This is a genomic window from Rothia sp. HMSC075F09 (assembly GCF_001810515.1).
Classification (GTDB): domain Bacteria; phylum Actinomycetota; class Actinomycetes; order Actinomycetales; family Micrococcaceae; genus Rothia.
In genome coordinates, this window is record NZ_KV801780.1 from 104,372 (window position 1) to 120,064 (window position 15,693).

General features: G+C 60.8%; 13 protein-coding genes. 3 read left to right on the forward strand and 10 right to left on the reverse strand.

What is annotated here, in order from left to right; translation table 11 throughout:
• Positions 1 to 55: 55 nt before the first annotated feature.
• Positions 56 to 1,192 (reverse strand): molecular chaperone DnaJ, encoded by a 1,137-nt coding sequence (gene dnaJ, locus HMPREF2749_RS02380; protein WP_070593323.1) that lies wholly within the window; start codon positions 1,190 to 1,192, stop codon positions 56 to 58.
• Between the two features lie 266 nt (positions 1,193 to 1,458).
• Here dnaJ and HMPREF2749_RS02385 point away from each other — a divergent pair, with 266 nt between their 5' ends.
• Positions 1,459 to 2,328, forward strand: a complete 870-nt coding sequence (locus HMPREF2749_RS02385; RefSeq protein ID WP_070593325.1) for a DUF3097 domain-containing protein — start codon at positions 1,459 to 1,461, stop codon at positions 2,326 to 2,328.
• A gap of 262 nt (positions 2,329 to 2,590) precedes the next feature.
• Complete coding sequence (locus tag HMPREF2749_RS02390) at positions 2,591 to 3,010, forward strand: DUF4870 domain-containing protein (protein WP_005508694.1); 420 nt, start codon at positions 2,591 to 2,593, stop codon at positions 3,008 to 3,010.
• 759 nt (positions 3,011 to 3,769) lie between these two features.
• Here the strand turns inward: HMPREF2749_RS02390 and hemW are convergent.
• The 4 genes from hemW to HMPREF2749_RS02410 all read right to left on the reverse strand — a co-directional run bounded on the left by hemW (position 3,770) and on the right by HMPREF2749_RS02410 (position 8,881).
• On the reverse strand, positions 3,770 to 5,056 hold the full coding sequence (gene hemW / locus HMPREF2749_RS02395; protein WP_070593326.1) for a radical SAM family heme chaperone HemW: 1,287 nt from the start codon (positions 5,054 to 5,056) through the stop codon (positions 3,770 to 3,772).
• 159 nt (positions 5,057 to 5,215) lie between these two features.
• Positions 5,216 to 7,057, reverse strand: coding sequence for a translation elongation factor 4 (gene lepA / locus HMPREF2749_RS02400; protein WP_371325930.1), 1,842 nt, complete (start codon positions 7,055 to 7,057; stop codon positions 5,216 to 5,218).
• A 96-nt stretch (positions 7,058 to 7,153) separates the two neighbouring features.
• A complete protein-coding gene (locus HMPREF2749_RS02405; RefSeq protein ID WP_070593331.1) occupies positions 7,154 to 8,176 on the reverse strand; it encodes a PAC2 family protein in 1,023 nt (340 codons plus the stop codon).
• Positions 8,177 to 8,545: 369 nt separating this feature from the next.
• Positions 8,546 to 8,881 (reverse strand): hypothetical protein, encoded by a 336-nt coding sequence (locus tag HMPREF2749_RS02410; RefSeq protein ID WP_070593333.1) that lies wholly within the window; start codon positions 8,879 to 8,881, stop codon positions 8,546 to 8,548.
• Between the two features lie 293 nt (positions 8,882 to 9,174).
• On the opposite strand from HMPREF2749_RS02410, the gene HMPREF2749_RS02415 reads away from it, so the two are divergent.
• Complete coding sequence (locus HMPREF2749_RS02415; RefSeq protein ID WP_070593334.1) at positions 9,175 to 9,753, forward strand: hypothetical protein; 579 nt, start codon at positions 9,175 to 9,177, stop codon at positions 9,751 to 9,753.
• Between the two features lie 283 nt (positions 9,754 to 10,036).
• Here HMPREF2749_RS02415 and rpsT read toward each other — a convergent pair whose 3' ends face one another.
• From rpsT to HMPREF2749_RS02440, 5 genes are all read right to left on the reverse strand, one after another.
• A complete protein-coding gene (gene rpsT, locus HMPREF2749_RS02420) occupies positions 10,037 to 10,300 on the reverse strand; it encodes a 30S ribosomal protein S20 (protein ID WP_005505969.1) in 264 nt (87 codons plus the stop codon).
• Between the two features lie 256 nt (positions 10,301 to 10,556).
• Positions 10,557 to 11,204 (reverse strand): type II toxin-antitoxin system PemK/MazF family toxin, encoded by a 648-nt coding sequence (locus HMPREF2749_RS02425; protein WP_070593335.1) that lies wholly within the window; start codon positions 11,202 to 11,204, stop codon positions 10,557 to 10,559.
• Positions 11,205 to 11,219: 15 nt separating this feature from the next.
• On the reverse strand, positions 11,220 to 12,254 hold the full coding sequence (gene holA, locus HMPREF2749_RS02430; protein ID WP_005505965.1) for a DNA polymerase III subunit delta: 1,035 nt from the start codon (positions 12,252 to 12,254) through the stop codon (positions 11,220 to 11,222).
• A gap of 197 nt (positions 12,255 to 12,451) precedes the next feature.
• Positions 12,452 to 14,479, reverse strand: coding sequence for a ComEC/Rec2 family competence protein (locus HMPREF2749_RS02435; RefSeq protein WP_070593336.1), 2,028 nt, complete (start codon positions 14,477 to 14,479; stop codon positions 12,452 to 12,454).
• Complete coding sequence (locus HMPREF2749_RS02440) at positions 14,479 to 15,684, reverse strand: ComEA family DNA-binding protein (protein WP_070593337.1); 1,206 nt, start codon at positions 15,682 to 15,684, stop codon at positions 14,479 to 14,481. Before HMPREF2749_RS02440 ends, HMPREF2749_RS02435 begins: the two co-directional genes overlap by 1 nt.
• Positions 15,685 to 15,693: the final 9 nt, after the last annotated feature.

The following is a 15,693-nucleotide window of genomic DNA, read 5'->3' on the forward strand; positions in this document are numbered from 1 at the left end:
GGCGGGTGCGGGTTGAGTACCGCACCCGCCGCATCCTCAGCTTGGTGTAGGGATCCTACTTGAACTGGTCCTTCAAGCGGGAGAAGAGACCGCCGCGGTGCTTGACCTGCGAACCTTCGGTGAGGGACTCACCGCGCAGGGCTGCGAACTGGCGCAGCAGCTCACGCTGTTCTTCGGTCATGTCGGTGGGGGTGACCACCTGGATACGCACCAGCAGGTCGCCGCGACGCTCGGTGCCGAGCACGGTTGCGCCCAGGCCGTTGAGGGTGATTACGTCGCCGCTCTGAGTGCCAGCGGGGATGTTGACTTCCTGGTCGCCGTCGAAGGTCTTCAGCGGGATGGTGGTGCCCAGCGCCGCCGCGACCATGGGGATGTTCACGGTGGTGACCAGGTTGTCACCCTCGCGGCTAAAGTACTTGTCACGCTTAACGTTCAGGTCAACGTACAGGTCGCCGTTGGGGCCACCGTACAGGCCTGCCTCGCCCTTGCCGCGCAGGCGGATACGCGCCTGGTCGTGCACGCCGGCGGGAACGTTGAAGGTCAGCGGCACGTCTTCACGTACGCGGCCCTGACCGTGGCATTCAGGGCAGGGGGTCTTGATGACGGTGCCGTAGCCGTGGCAGTCGGGGCATTCGACCTGCTGCATGACGGTACCGAGGATGGACTGCACGCGGCGCTGCATGAAACCGTGACCAGAGCAGGTGGTGCAGGTTTCGGGCTGAGTGCCCTCTGCGGTGCCTTCGCCGTTACAGGACTTACAGGTCACGGCGGAGCGACGCTCAATGGTCTTCTCAACACCGAACACCGCGTCCTGCAGGCTGACGGATACGGTAATCAGGTCGTCCTGGCCCTGACGCATGCGGGATGCGGGGCCGCGGGCACCTGCCGCGCCGCCGGTGAACATGTTCAGCAGGTCCTCAAAACCGCCGAAGCCGCTGAATCCGCCGCCCGGGTAGCCGCCGCCTCCGGGGTAGCCTGCGCGGCCTTGTTCGTCGCCGGTGGTGTCATAGTTGCGGCGCTTTTCGGGATCGGAGAGCACCTCGTAGGCGAGGGTGACGCGCTTGAACTCTTCGGCTGCGTCCTCGGAGGGGTTCACGTCCGGGTGCAGCTGGCGTGCCTTCTTTCGGTACGCCTTCTTGATCTCTTCGGGGCTGGCGTCGTTCGATACGCCGAGAGTATCGTAGTGGCTCATGCGTTTCCTTCCTCTCGAGACGATGGCGGTGCTCGATGAGTGCACCGCCAATAATGGTCGTATCAATTCTAGGGGATACTACCCCCGACCCGATACAATGGCTAGGCTGAATGGGGGTCGCTCCCGCTATCCGCTTAATCTGCGGTGCGCCCCGAACCCCGTTTTAGTTCCCCCGCCGGTTCCGTCTGATTGTTCTGTCTCACGGTTCCGGCGCGGTCACCGCCCCTACTGGCTCTGCTACCCCTACCGCCCCGAAGGAGAATACGTTGAGTACCCACCACTCCCCCTACGGCTGGGGTGCCCAGGATCTAAACGCCGCCCGCATGAACCGCCAGGCGCCGGCCCCGCGTAAGGTGCCGCTGCGCCGCGGCCTGCTGATTGAGGATATTAACGGCTGGGTGGGTGAGGTCGTGAAGGCTGAACGCATCGGCGGTGCCCTGTTCTTCGGACTCGAAGACGCGAAGGGTCGCGTAAAGAATTTTCCGTTGGGTCCGGGCTACCTGATTGAGGGTGAGCCTGTTGAGATTGTCGCCCCGGTGGCGGCGAAGGAGCCGAAGCGCACGATTTCTCGTTCCGGTTCTATTGCGGTGAAGAACGCCCCGGCTCGGGTGGCGCGCGCCTCCCGCATCTGGGTTGAGGGTCTGCACGACGCCGAGCTCGTGGAGAAGGTCTGGGGCCACGATCTGCGCGTTGAGGGCATTGTCGTGGAGCCGCTGCACGGCGTGGATGACCTCGCCGGTGCCATTCGTGAGTTCGCGCCGGGTCCGGGCCGCCGCCTGGGTATTCTGGTGGATCACCTCATCGAGGGCACGAAGGAGCAGCGTATCGTTGCGGAGGCGCTTGCCGTGCCGGGTGCCGCCGGGCACGTGAAGATTGTGGGCCACCCGTTCATCGATATTTGGCAGGCAGTCAAGCCCTCGGTGCTGGGTTTGAAGGCGTGGCCGCAGGTGCCGCGCGGTGAGGACTTCAAGAAGGGTACGTTGCGTCGTCTGGGTCAGCCGCACGAAACGCAGGCGGATGTGGCGCAGGCGTGGAAGCATATTCTCTCCCGCGTTGACTCCTATGCTGATCTGGACCCGACGCTACTCGGTCCGGTCGAATCGCTCATCGATTTTCTCACCGAGCCGGGCGCCTAACCGCACCCGAAACCCGCTATTGCGCCCCCGTCTGCGGGCGCAGGTGTGAATTTGCTCAGAGCCTTTCCCCCGAGGGCATTATCCTGTGGGTTTTGTTCCCTAAAGCGGTACAATAGTTGAGCGTGTGGCATTGCCCCTGTGGGTTTTGCCGCAACATCACTACACTCTGGGTCACCACCGCTCAAACGATTTGCCTCTTCGGAGGGTATATCCACCGGCTTAGGTGATCACCACAAGAAACTTCTATCGAACCAGGATTTTCGTGACTAACGATGTTCGCCCGGCAACTGGGCCTCAGAAAACCCGTAAGATTAGCGTGATTCAGGACCGCAACCGTGCGACTTTCGCGCATTTCGGCGGCATTCTCGGCATCATCCCCTCCGCTGCGGTTTTCTACGTCAGCCGCAATAACGCGCCCTTTGCTGAGCAGGAGGCTCGCGAGGCAATGAACTTCACCCTCCTGCCCTCCATTGCTCTGGTGGCGCTGTGGGTTGTGTCGTTCCTGCCCGGCATGGGCAACATTGCCATGGTTCTGGGTGCGCTCGTGTGGCTGTTCATGGCTATTGCGTCGCTGCGTGCCGGTATTGAGGTGAATCGCGGTGAGCCGTACAGCTACCGTATGAACCCGCGCCTGCTGGACCGCTTCTACTCCACCGAGAACGCAGAATCCGCAGAATCCTAAGAACTGCCGGTCCTAAACCGCGCTGATAGCTTTTACATTTGAACGCCCCGCACGTTGTGTGTGGGGCGTTCTACGTTTAAGTACTGCTGTTCTAAAGCCTACTGGCGGAGGCGCTGGCACGTTGGGTTGTGCCTGCTGCTGTATTCGTAGGTTTATGTTGCCGGTTGGGGCTGCAGCTGCCCTGCTGGGGATTTTCTTCCGGGGCTTCTTTGCCTAGTGCGCGTGAATTACTGCAAACTCTACCGAATGGTGCTATAGATAATCATTGTTAAACGATCGTGGGCCCCTGTTACCAGGAGCCCACAACCGTATTCACTCAACTTCAGCAAAGACGAGAACACGCTGTTAGACATATACCGTCCTGCCATGACCTATTATGGCACAGCGTAACCTTCAACCACAACTTGAAATTGGGTGTTTTGGAAAATTTTTTCTCGGGAAAGTAATCGAAAAATACGCACCCTAAAAGCGGCATGAAGGAGTGGAAAATTCTTTCGGCTAGTCCAGCACAAATGCAAACAATTAGCACGCCAATGTAAGGTTTGGCGCTCCCCTAAAGTACCCCCAAACAGCCCCGAAAAATTTTTTAAAAGTTTTTTAAGACCCGCAAAAACACCCCGAAATCACCGAAATATTACGGCAATACCGGGGTGCACGCCATTCGCAGGCAGCGTCAGAGAAAAGCATCAAGTGGAGCTGCGACAGACCAGAACCGGAACGCCGCCCCGATTGAAAAGCCCCTTGTCAGACCAATGCTTCTTAGTGTTCCTCGTGCTCGTCAGAGACCTCCGGGAGCAGCTCACGGGTCACAGCGTCGCCCAGAAGTCGCCCCTTGAGGGTCAGTCGCACGTGAGCTTTAGGGTCAGGTTCAGCTTGAGAATTCAAAGCATCAGGCTCAATCAGAGCTTGAGAAACTAGCCAGCGCAACGAGGCGCCCAGCTGCGCCTCATCGTGCACCGCGAGCAGCTCGCGCATCGCCAAACCCTCACGCACACGGATCATGAGCATAATCGTCTCAAAAGCACGGGTGGCGGTGTCCAGCACCTCACGTGCCGCCGCCGGGGACTCCCCCGCACGCACCTTCTGCGCGTACGGCACCGGGTGCTTCACGTTCCACCAGCGGGTACCGTTCACGTGCGAGTGTGCGCCGGGGCCGATGCCCCACCAGTCCTGGTTGCGCCAGTAGGCGAGGTTATGGTCGCTGCGGGTGTCCTCGCTGCGCGAGTAGTTGGAGACCTCGTACCAATTGTAGCCGGCTTCGGTGAGTAGCTCCTCGGCGAGCAGGTACATGTCCGCCATGAGGTCTTCGTCGGGCATAGTGTACTCGCCGCGGCGGATCTGCGCGGCAAGCTTGGTACCGTCCTCCACGATCAGCGAGTACGCGGAAATATGGTCCGGCTCGTAGGAGATTGCGGCGCGAACACTGCGCTCCCACTGGCGCAGGGTCTCCCCCGGCGAGCCGTAAATCAGGTCCACGGATACCTGCAGGCCGACCTCCTTGGCCCAGGCGACGACCTTCGGCACGTTCGACGGCGTGTGGGTGCGGTCGAGTACCTGTAGCACCTCGGGGACGACGGACTGCATGCCGAAGGAAACGCGGGTGAAGCCGCCGTCCTTGAGGGTCTGCAGGTCTTCGCGGGTGACGGAGTCGGGGTTCGCTTCGGTGGTGACTTCTGCGCCCTCGACGAGGCCGAATACGTCGATGGCTGCCTGCAGGATGCGTACGAGGTCGCGGGCGGGCAGTTTGGTGGGGGTGCCGCCTCCGAAGAAGACGGTGTGCATGGGGCGTTTTGCGACGCCGGATGCCTCGAGGGTGCGGGCGGCGAAGAGGATTTCTGCGATGGCGTCGTCGGCGTAGGTGCCGAGACCGATGCCGTCGCCGAAGTCTTCGGTGGCGTAGGTGTTGAAGTCGCAGTAGCCGCAGCGTACGGAGCAGAAGGGGATGTGTACGTAGAGGCTGAAGTCGCGGGTTTCGCATCCTGCCGCGCTGGTGGCGGGGATGCGCCCGTCGCGGGGTGCGGGGTCGCCGGTGGGCTGGGCGGGCATTCTGCCTCCTGGAAGTGGGTGTACGGGTCGTGAATCAATAATATGGCGGGTGGCATCAACAGACAGCGTGCAGAGAACCCGGCGGTACACGAGGCACCAGCCGGGTTCTCCACAATCAACAGGTCAGCACACAGCCGGAAAAGCTACAGCAGCGAAAGGCTACTTCTTCTTTTCCTTCTCCTCGCTCGAAGACAGTGCCGCAATGAAGGCTTCCTGAGGAACCTCCACACGACCAACCATCTTCATGCGCTTCTTGCCTTCCTTCTGCTTCTCCAGCAGCTTACGCTTACGCGAAATATCGCCACCGTAACACTTCGAAAGAACGTCCTTACGCATCGCGCGAATATTCTCGCGGGCAATAATACGCGAACCGATAGCCGCCTGAATCGGCACCTCAAACTGCTGGCGAGGAATCAGCTCACGCAGCTTAGAAGTCATCATCAGGCCGTACGAGTACGCCTTATCGCGGTGAGTAATGGCGCTGAACGCATCCACCTTCTCACCCTGCAGCAGGATGTCGACCTTCACCAGGTCAGACTCTTCCTCACCGTCGAACTTCCAGTCCAGCGACGCATAACCGCGGGTACGGGACTTCAACTGATCGAAGAAGTCGAACACGATCTCCGCCAGGGGCAGGCGGTAACGCATCTCCACACGATCCTCGGAGAGGTAATCCATGCCGCCAATCTGGCCGCGGCGAGCCTGGCACAGCTCCATGATTGCGCCAATGTACTCGCTCGGGGCAATAATCGTACACGCCACCATGGGCTCGCGAATCGTCGCGACCTTACCCTCGGGGAATTCGCTCGGGTTGGTCACGCGCTTAGCGTTGCCGGCCTCGTCCACCACGTCGTAAATAACGTTCGGTGCGGTCGAAATCAGGTCCAGGTTGAACTCGCGTTCCAGACGCTCACGCACAATCTCCAGGTGCAGCAGACCCAAGAAGCCACAGCGGAAACCGAAGCCCAGAGCGGCAGAAGTCTCCGGCTCGTAAATCAGCGCGGCGTCGTTGAGCTTCAGCTTATCCAGTGCGTCACGCAGCGCCGGGTAGTCCGACCCGTCAATCGGGAACAGGCCGGAGAACACCATCGGCTTGGGGTCCTCGTAACCGCCCAGGGACTCCTGCGCAGGCTTCGCGGCGGAAGTGACGGTATCACCCACACGCGACTGACGCACGTCCTTCACACCGGTAATGAGGTAACCCACCTCGCCCACGCCCAGGCCCTTCGACGGGACAGGCTCAGGGGAAATCACACCGATTTCGAGCAGGTCGTGCTCGGCGCCGGTGGACATCATCTTAATCTTCTGACGCGGCTGCAGGCTGCCGTCCACAACACGCACATAGGTGACCACGCCGCGGTACGAGTCGTACACCGAGTCAAAAATCATGGCACGCGCCGGGGCGGATGCGTCACCCTGCGGGGCGGGAATCGCCTCCACAATGCGGTCCAGCAGGGCCTCAACGCCCTCACCGGTCTTACCCGATACGCGCAGAACCTCGTCCGGCTCGCAACCAATCAGGTTCGCCAGCTCCTCGGCATACTTATCCGGCTGAGCCGCGGGCAGGTCAATCTTGTTCAGCACCGGGATGATGGTCAGGTCATTCTCCATCGCCAGGTACAGGTTCGCCAGGGTCTGAGCCTCAATACCCTGAGCGGCGTCCACGAGCAGAAGTGCACCCTCACACGCAGCCAGGGAGCGGGACACCTCATAGGTGAAATCCACGTGGCCGGGGGTGTCAATCATGTTCAGCGCGTAGGAGGTGCCGTCAACGTCCCAGGGCATGCGCACAGCCTGAGACTTAATGGTGATACCGCGTTCACGCTCAATGTCCATGCGGTCCAGGTACTGCGCCTTCATATCGCGCGGGGCAACCACGCCGGTGGCCTGCAGCATACGGTCTGCGAGGGTGGACTTACCGTGGTCAATGTGGGCGATAATGCAGAAGTTGCGAATAATCGCGGGGTCGGTCGCCGCCGGAACGGGCGGGTTCTTCGACATGGGTGCCAATCACATCATCCTTTCGAGATGCTGGGCGCGGGTATGGGCATAGTTACCTATCATTTTCCCATACCCGCGCCATATGCGCGAACGGACCTAACGTTCCGAAGAATCCTCCGCGGAATCCGCACCATCATCGGCAGGATTTACGCCCTCGGAGGCGCCGCTGAGGGAATCCAGGTAGCCCTCAATATCCTCGGCAATCACCTCACCGGAGACAGTGCGCAGAGTCGAATCCATCTTCTGCTCAATCTCACGCACCAGCTCAACCTTCTCGTAGTCCTTCGCCATTTCTTCGGCGAGCTCCGCCTCCCACTCACCAGCGTGGGCGCGCAGGCGGTCGTACTCCTCCGACTCGACCTTAATGCCGAGGATGACCTCCAGCGCCTCGATCAGGCTCACGACCGCGCGCGGGTTCTGCTGGTCAAAACTTAGATACCCCGGGATGCTCATACGCAACATGACCGAGGAAGACAGGCCGTGCTCGGCAGCGAGCGCAGACATTGCCATCGTCACCGAGGTAGAACCGGTGAAATACTCGTGCAGAATACCGGGGATTGCCGCCAGCTTCTCGTCGTAAGTGGTCAGCGTGTACGGGTACGGGCGGGTGTGCGCCACCTGATCCTCAAAGGTCTCAACGAAGATCGCGTGGTCCACGTGGAGCTTCTTCACGTACTTGAAGAAGCGGGTCATGAACCGCTGCAGGCACAGGCTCGGGGCGGGGCCGGTCACCACGAGCAGGCGCAGGTGGCGCTCCGGGATGGTGACCATGTTGTAGAACATCTTGGGCCACACCAGAACCGTGGATTCGGAGTCGTCGCTGTTCTGCAGCTGCGGGGCGACGGAAGCATAGTCGTAGAAGTCGTCCATGTCGAAGCCGGGGCTCTCATCGCACGGGTCGAATGCGCGGTGAATCACGTCGAGGGCGTCCTCGCCGTTGCCCGGGGGTTCCTTCGCGGAGTTGAAACCGACCAGCATGACGGTCGTGTAGTTGTCCTCCTCGGAGGACTCGCCCAGGCCCAGCTTGCCAAGCAGGCCCTTCTTCGCGGGCTGTTCTGTGGAGGCGGGCTTGGCGAAAGCGTCAAAGAGTCGGGCGGGCGGGAAGTTCGGCTGGCTCATCGTTGTCCTTAGCTCGTGGTCGGTTCACCGGGTACATGGGGGTGTATGGAAAGTTGCCGGTGAACCATCGGTGGTTGTGTGGTGTGTATCGGCGATGCTCACTCCCCCGGTACCGTCTATACGGCACTATTGCTAGGGCGCGGGCGGTGTGCGGTACCGCCGATAGTTCCCACTATACGGGCTCTTCCGCAACCCGCAAGCGGTTTCGTCACCGGGCGGGCACCTCCCCGAATCTGGGCAGGGAATCCGTGCCAAGAATCTGGGTGAGAATCTGGGCATAAAGAAACCCCCTGCGTTCCCCTTAGAGGAGGGGGAACACAGGGGGTCTCTGCCCTTAAACCAGAGAGGTACTCACGTACCCCGCAAGTTTTAGAAAGGCAGAAGCGCCAAATCGTATGGAGTACCGGCATAAACATCCGGCAACTCACCATTAGCTACCTTCTCACGATACAACCTGGTTACTTCGCTATATTTGAAGGGGAATTCCTTAGCTTCGTTCCTACGCTTAATCTCTGCTAAACCCCACTCATATTCGGCACCGGGGCGTGCCACCGGAGCGTTGAAAAAACGCCCTTTCAACTCAGCACGCATCCACCCCTCCGGAGTATTTGCATCAGATATGGGCTTCGTAAAATCGAACGGGGCACGCCAATACTCAGGGTCTTCACGATAATCGTAAGCTTCTTCTGCAATCTCGCTACTCATGGGGAACCTCCTGATAATATGCAAAAATGTGTACCCACACCGGCGCCATGTGCAACGCCGCGTGGGGCGCTAAAGATAGGTGCGGGCGGTGTGCGGTACCGCTGATAGTTCCCACTATACGGCCTCTTCCGCGACCCGCAAGCAGTTTCGTCACCGGGCGCGGGCGCCTCCCCATAATCCTGCTAAAAAATTCAGTAACGAGTCGTCAGCTACGAATACATCACCTACAAGCAGATGTGTATAGATATCGGCTTGCTATTTGTATCGGACCGCATTTACTTAGAATGGTTAGTATGGATCAATTTTTTCAAATTTTTTTTGCTGGTCTGTCGGCCCTTGGAGCTATCGTTTCGGCGATTTTTGCCTATATTACGTGGCGTCAAGCCCTTGGCTCTAAGGAGGCCAAGGCAAAGGCAGATGAAGCGCATAAAGCAGCTCTAGATATGCGTGATGCGGCTCAGCGTTCTGCAGAAGTTGCACAAGAAAAGGTCAAGCAGGCTGAACGCTCCGCAAAGGCTGCGGAAGAACAAGTCAATCAGGCTGAGGAATTGCTTGAGCAGATGTCAGATATTGCTTCCAACCTATGGCGGCCTGAGTTTGAACTGACTCATGTATTAGGGAAGGAAACCTTTAGGCTACGTAATGTCACTATGGGCCCTATTAAGGTTCTTGAGGTGGTTAACTTAAGCGAGTTTGGGAATCAAGAAAACCTCAAAGAGACTATTGAGAAAGAGTTTGGCTCTGGCGAGATGGTCCGATTTGAACTATATCATCATGGGTCAGACTTAAACCTGCGTCTCCGAATCGACGGGCGGGATAATATCCTCTGCGTCCCAATTGAATATAATCTCGACCTCCTACTAAATAGGTAAAATAGGTTGAGTTCATCATCAATCTATTTATAACCAGGAACTGGTAAGGGTCTTTCCGAAGGATCCTCTAACTTTAGTTATGCCTCGCGATAACTAGGTTATAGTTCGGAGAGCGTCATCAGGTACATAGATTGATTGCGATTTACTCACAACTTTATAACGGGTAAACACCCACAATAAACGATTCGGGCATAAAGAAACCCCCTGCGTTCCCCTTAGAGGAGGGGGAACACAGGGGGTCTCTGCCCTTAAACCAGAGAGGTACTTAGGTACCCCGCAAGTTTTAGAAAGCCTTGTTTACCAGCGCAGCAAGACCGGACTTCTTGTTTGCAGCGGTCTTCTTGTGCAGAACACCCTTGGAAACAGCCTTGTCCAGCTTACGGTTCACAAAACGCAGAGCCTCAACAGCAGCTTCCTGGTTCTGTGCCTCAACAGCAGCCTTGACCTTGCGGGTCGCGGTCTTCAGCTCGGACTTTACAATGTTGTTGCGCAGGCGAGCCTTCTCGTTGGTGAGGATACGCTTCTTCTGAGACTTAATGTTAGCCACAATTAAACTTTCTGTTTTGTCTTATTGGTCGGTGAGGGCGACGCTGGCCGATCATCGACTGAGCGGCGTGGGGATGCCTATGGCAACCGGCCAGCAGTGCCCGATGACCATCGGACACTCAACCACACATAATACCAGATGAACAGCCTCCACGACAGACCCTCGCGGAGAGAAAAATACTGTGAAAACCGCTACACGCAGCTTCCACATCTAACGCCGGTCGCCCAAACAGGTTCCCGGCGTAAAGCACAGGGTGCTAGCCGTTACGGCGAGTCCACGCACGCTCAATCAGGCGGAACGTATCCTCCGGCATAATCGCACCCTCACGGCGCATCGAATCCGGGCGAACACGAATCACACGGTTCAGTTTCACCTCAGAAGCGCGGCCCTGCGGATCCCACGGACCCGAACCAATATCAAGGTAGTTCGAATCAGCGTGCTCACGGTTATTGTGGTCCTTGCTGGTCATCATCAGCGCCAGCAGGTACTCACCGTCACGACCCACCAGGATCACCGGGCGGTCCTTACCCTGCGAGTGGTCCTCCTCGAAGGGAACCCACGTCCACACGATTTCACCCGGGTCAGCGTCGCCGTCCAGGGAAGGCGAGTACTCAAAGTTAATCATGTCGCGGTAATCGCCCGGGTAATCCGAACCGTCGGATGCGCCGGTCGAAGCCGGTGCGGAAGGCTTAGGTGCCGAGGAAGACTTCGGAGCGCTCGGCTTAGGCGCCGAAGAGCCGGAGGCACGAGCCTCACCCTGACGAGATTCGCCCTTGTGGGACTCGCTCTTCTGGGAGGACTCGGAGCCGCCCTTAGACGCAGTAGCGTCGTTGAGGGCATCCTCTGCCGCCTTCTGCAGGAAGGGCAGCAGGGCAAAGAAAATTTTCTTCAGAATTTCGAGCATGGGCTCTATTATGCACTACAGGCGCGGAGGTAGAGCAATCGCCAAAACAGCCTGCTCCACCGCATACACCGCGTCCTGCGACTCACCCTTCAGCTGCGCGTCCGCATCAGCCAGAAGCTGCACAATATGCGCCAACTGGGCGCCGGTAAAACGGCGGCCGTCACGCTGAGCCTGCTCAACCTGCCACGGTGACATACCCACCTCACGCGCCAGCTCGTTAGCGCTCATACGCACGTGGTGCACGCGCGCAATATTACGGATACGCATGGCGAGCGCGCCCAGCATCGGAATCGGCTCCGTGCCGGTGGCGAGAGAGTGGCGGAGCAGACGCAGAGCCTCCGGGGCGTTACCGGAAATCGCGGCGTCACTGACGCGGAACGCGGTGACCTCGGTGCGGCCGCCGTAGTAGCGGTTCACAGCCTCTTCGGTGATGTCGCCGGGTACGTCTGAGAGCAGCTGCTGGCATGCGGCGGCAAGCTCAGCAGTGTCGGAGGCGGCGGCCGTCAGCAACGCCAGAGCGCCGCCGGTAATCGGGCGCTGAGCGGCGGCAAACTCCCCCGCCAAGAACTCGCTCTTCTCACGGTCGGTCTTGAGCGCCTTGCAGTTAATGAGCACGAACTGGGAGCGGACCAGGTCGATGAGCTTCTTGCCGCGGTTACCGCCCGAGTGGTTCAGAATGAGCATGATGTCCGGCTCGGGGGCGTTCAGGTAGGCGAGCGTATCGGTCAAAAACTCGTCGCTCATGGAGGCGACGTTCTCAACCTCAATGATCTTCGCCGAACCGAACAGGGAGGGCGAAGCGTGCAGAATCAGCTCCCCCGCCGTGTAGGTGGCGGCGTTAATCTGAACGCGGTCCACCTCCGGGTGGATGCTGCGGAACAACTCACGCAGGCGCGCCGCAGCGCGGGAGGCGAAGTACTCCTCCGGGCCGTAGAGCATGACGGCGGGTGCCGGGGTGACGGTACGCCACGCGGTGTCGAGGGCGGGGCCGCCTCGGCGGGCGTAGCCTCGGGAACCACCACGCTGGGTTGAACGCTTACGCTCGGACACGCTTATCACTCGCCTTTATCTGCAGGGTACGGGCTGAACTCGGCCCCGCTACGCACGGGGGTGCTGCGCGGGTAGAGTCTCGAGTATCCATCATAGCGTTTTCTTCTCAGATGCCTCCTAGCGGTGGTTAGGGGTAGTCTGTCAGGGTCAGTCGGTCAGAGGTAGATGTTTGCGGTTAGATGCCCGCAGTTAGTCGGTTAGGAACGGGCGGGCTGATGGGAGCGCGCGGTGTGCGGTACTACCCGCAAATACTGCCGGTGCGTGACCGCACGGTAGCGGCGCGCATCCACCCACCAGAGGGCAATGCTCAACGCCAGCACGCAGAGGGCGCTCCACACCACCGCCGGGACGCTCGAACCGGGCTCCCACGGGTTACCCGGCGCATGCGCGGCAGTGTGTGCCGCCCACTCGATGCCCTGCGCGGCAAGACCACCGGCGCGAAGACACAGATCCGCCGCAGTGGGCAAACCCAGGAGCATGAATCCGAGCGCAACCAGCCCGGCGAGCATACTCAGCGGCGCCAAAGGAGCGGCAACCAGATTCGCCGGAACCGAGTAGAGCGGCACTTTACCGCTCATCGCCAAAATCAGCGGGGTGCACCACAGGGATGCCACGATGGGCGCGGCGAGCATTTCCGCGCAGAACACCGGCATGATGCGCATGAGCAGGCGAATCAGCGGCGGGCCCAGCAGGATCAGCGCGGAGGTTGCCGTCACCGACAGGGCGAACCCCATATCCACGGCGAGGTGCGGGGCGGCAAGCAGACACATCAGCACCGTTGTTTGCAGCGCCGCCAAAGACTGGCGACCCGAACCGCGCAGCATCGCGTAAGCACCGAGCAGGCCCATGGCGAGGGAACGAATCACGGAACCCTCAGAGTCCAGCAGCATGGCGTAGGCGAGCACCGCCGCAACCCCGCACAGCACCATGACGCGGTGCGGAATGGCGAAGGTGCTCAGCCGGTACACGAGCGGCGGCAGGGCGTGGGCATTTGGCGGGGTAGGTTGTTGAGGGTAGGCCGATTGTTGAGAGTGGGCGGGGCGGCGAGAACGAGCCGCGCCTCTCCCCCGCAACCACTGCATCCAGGAACGGAACAGCAGGTATGCGCTGGCGAGGCGGTACGGACGAATAGCCAACACCAGCCGGTACGCACCCAAAAACACAATGGCAATATTCGCCCCGGACACCGCCGTAATATGGCTGAGCCCGCTGAGCTTATACTCCTCCCGCGCGGTGGAACTCATCAGCGAATCGTCCCCGTAGGCGGTACCCAAAACCAGCGCCGCCGACTCCGTGCCGAGAGTGTCCAAGGCGCGGGTGCGCAGCTGCTCCTTGAGCGTGGACAGGTACGGCTCCGCCGCCGTCCGGGTGACAGCGTTCGACCCGGTACCGTAGGCGGGCGCAGGAAAAATAGTTGCGCCGCTCAGCTTCGCCGTGGAACCGTTGAACTCCACCGTGCCGAGAGCGGTCACCTTCATGCCCGGATAAATCGCCTGCGAGCGCGCGGTACCGCTCCCCTGTTGCTGAGCTGCCGAGCTCGCCGCCGAACGTGCCTCCAGGCGCTGCGCGGCGCTCTTTGCCGAACCGTCACGCCGATACACGCGTACCCGCTCATTCACCAGCGCACGCACGCTCCGCCCCTGAATTTCCTCCAGCTTAATGACCACCAGAGTAGTGCGCGGATCCACGCGGCGAACCTGCTCCACCGTGCCATTCAGACGAAGCGAGGCACCCTGCGCCTGCTGCAGGGTGGCGCGGGATGCATCCACCCCCGTAGCGCACAAAAGCACCGCCTGAACCGTGACAATACACGCCAGAAAAACCAGCTGACCGGTCGTGCGAAAGAGCAGGCTGTAGGGCATCACCGCACGCGGCGGAAAGAACAGCAGAATCACCAGGCACCCCAGCAGGGCAATGAGCACACACGCCAGCGGATGCACCACCCGCCACGTACCCACGGTCAGCGCCGCCGCGGTAAAAGCCCACAGCACCAGCACCGTAAAACTCAGGCGAAAGTCCAGGTGAATGAGGCTTCCCTGGGCGCGCAGCTCCTGCTCATCACGGCGGGTACGCCACCGTTCAGCGCCGATGCTCCAGCGGTAGCGGACGCGGTCATACGCCGTAGCCGCGGACCGGATGAGGCGCCGGGTGAGGCGCAAGGAACCGGGAAAGAGTTCCTGCTCCCCTGCCTGCGGGCGGTTCGGCCTGCGGTTTTGCCGGGGCATTAGACCGTCACCAGCGGGCGCAGATTCTCCAGCATCGACGGACCAATGCCGGGCACCGCATCCAGCTCATCCACGCTACGGAAACCGCCGTGCGCCTCACGCCAGGCAATAATGCGCTGAGCCATCGCCGGGCCAATACGCGGCAAGCTCTGCAACTCTTCAGCGGTGGCGGTATTAATGTTCACCGGGGTTGAGCCCTTCTGGGCGCTACCCGAAGCGGTCAGCGTGCGTGCAGGCTGAGGCTGAGCGCCGCCCTGAGATGCGCCGTTCTGCGCCGCCCCATTCGCCGCGTTACCCTGACCGGCATTCGCCGTACCACCGTTGGGTTGAATCTGCGCCGGAGCAGCCGTCTCACCACGATGCGGCACATAAATCTGCACCCCGTCACTCAGCGTACCGGCAAGGTTCACGCGGTCCAGGTCAGCATCCGCGGCGGCACCGGAGGCGGCGGCAATCGCATCCACGGTACGACCCTGCGCGGGCAGCGTGTACACGCCGGGGTTGTTCACGGCACCCGCCACGTGCACCCGCACGGTAGCCTCACCGGAGGCGCCACCCTGCGCGGATTCACTCGCGCCCGGCTGGGCGGTGGACTGGGTGCTCTGCTGGGCGCCCACCGCCTGCACCGACTCGGCGGTAGCACTCGGGGAGGCAATCTGCTCAGCACGCGGCGCTGCCGAAAACTGGGTCACACCCCACACCACGGCGACCAGCGCCAACACCGCCACCAGAAGCAGCACGCGCGGCGACAGACCCCAACGGGTACTGCGGGTGGTGCCGGGCTGATCGGCCTGCTCCCACTCCGCCCAGTCGTCCACCTCGTTCCAGTCGGGCTGCTGATCCCAGTCAGCCCAGCCATTCGACTCCGGGCGGGATGCCGCTGGCTGAGCGGTAGATACATGCTGGCTGGTAGGTACGGGCTGGCCGGCAGGCGCGGGCTCGGCGGGTGTTTCTTCGGCGGGCACCTCCGCAGGCGTTACCTCAGCGGCAATAGCCAGCGGTACGGTGTCCTCGGCATCCGGCGCGCCGTTCTTGCGGGCGCGCGGGCTGCGGTAGAGGCTGTTCATCAGGGAGCGGGCGCTACGCTGCGCGCTGCCGGGCTGGGTTGTACCGCCGGGCTGGGTTGTACCGCCGGGCTGGGTTGCGCTGTCCTGCACAGTGCTCTGTACAGCATTCTGGTCGGGGTTGGGGGTCATGCTCGTCATACCCCTACC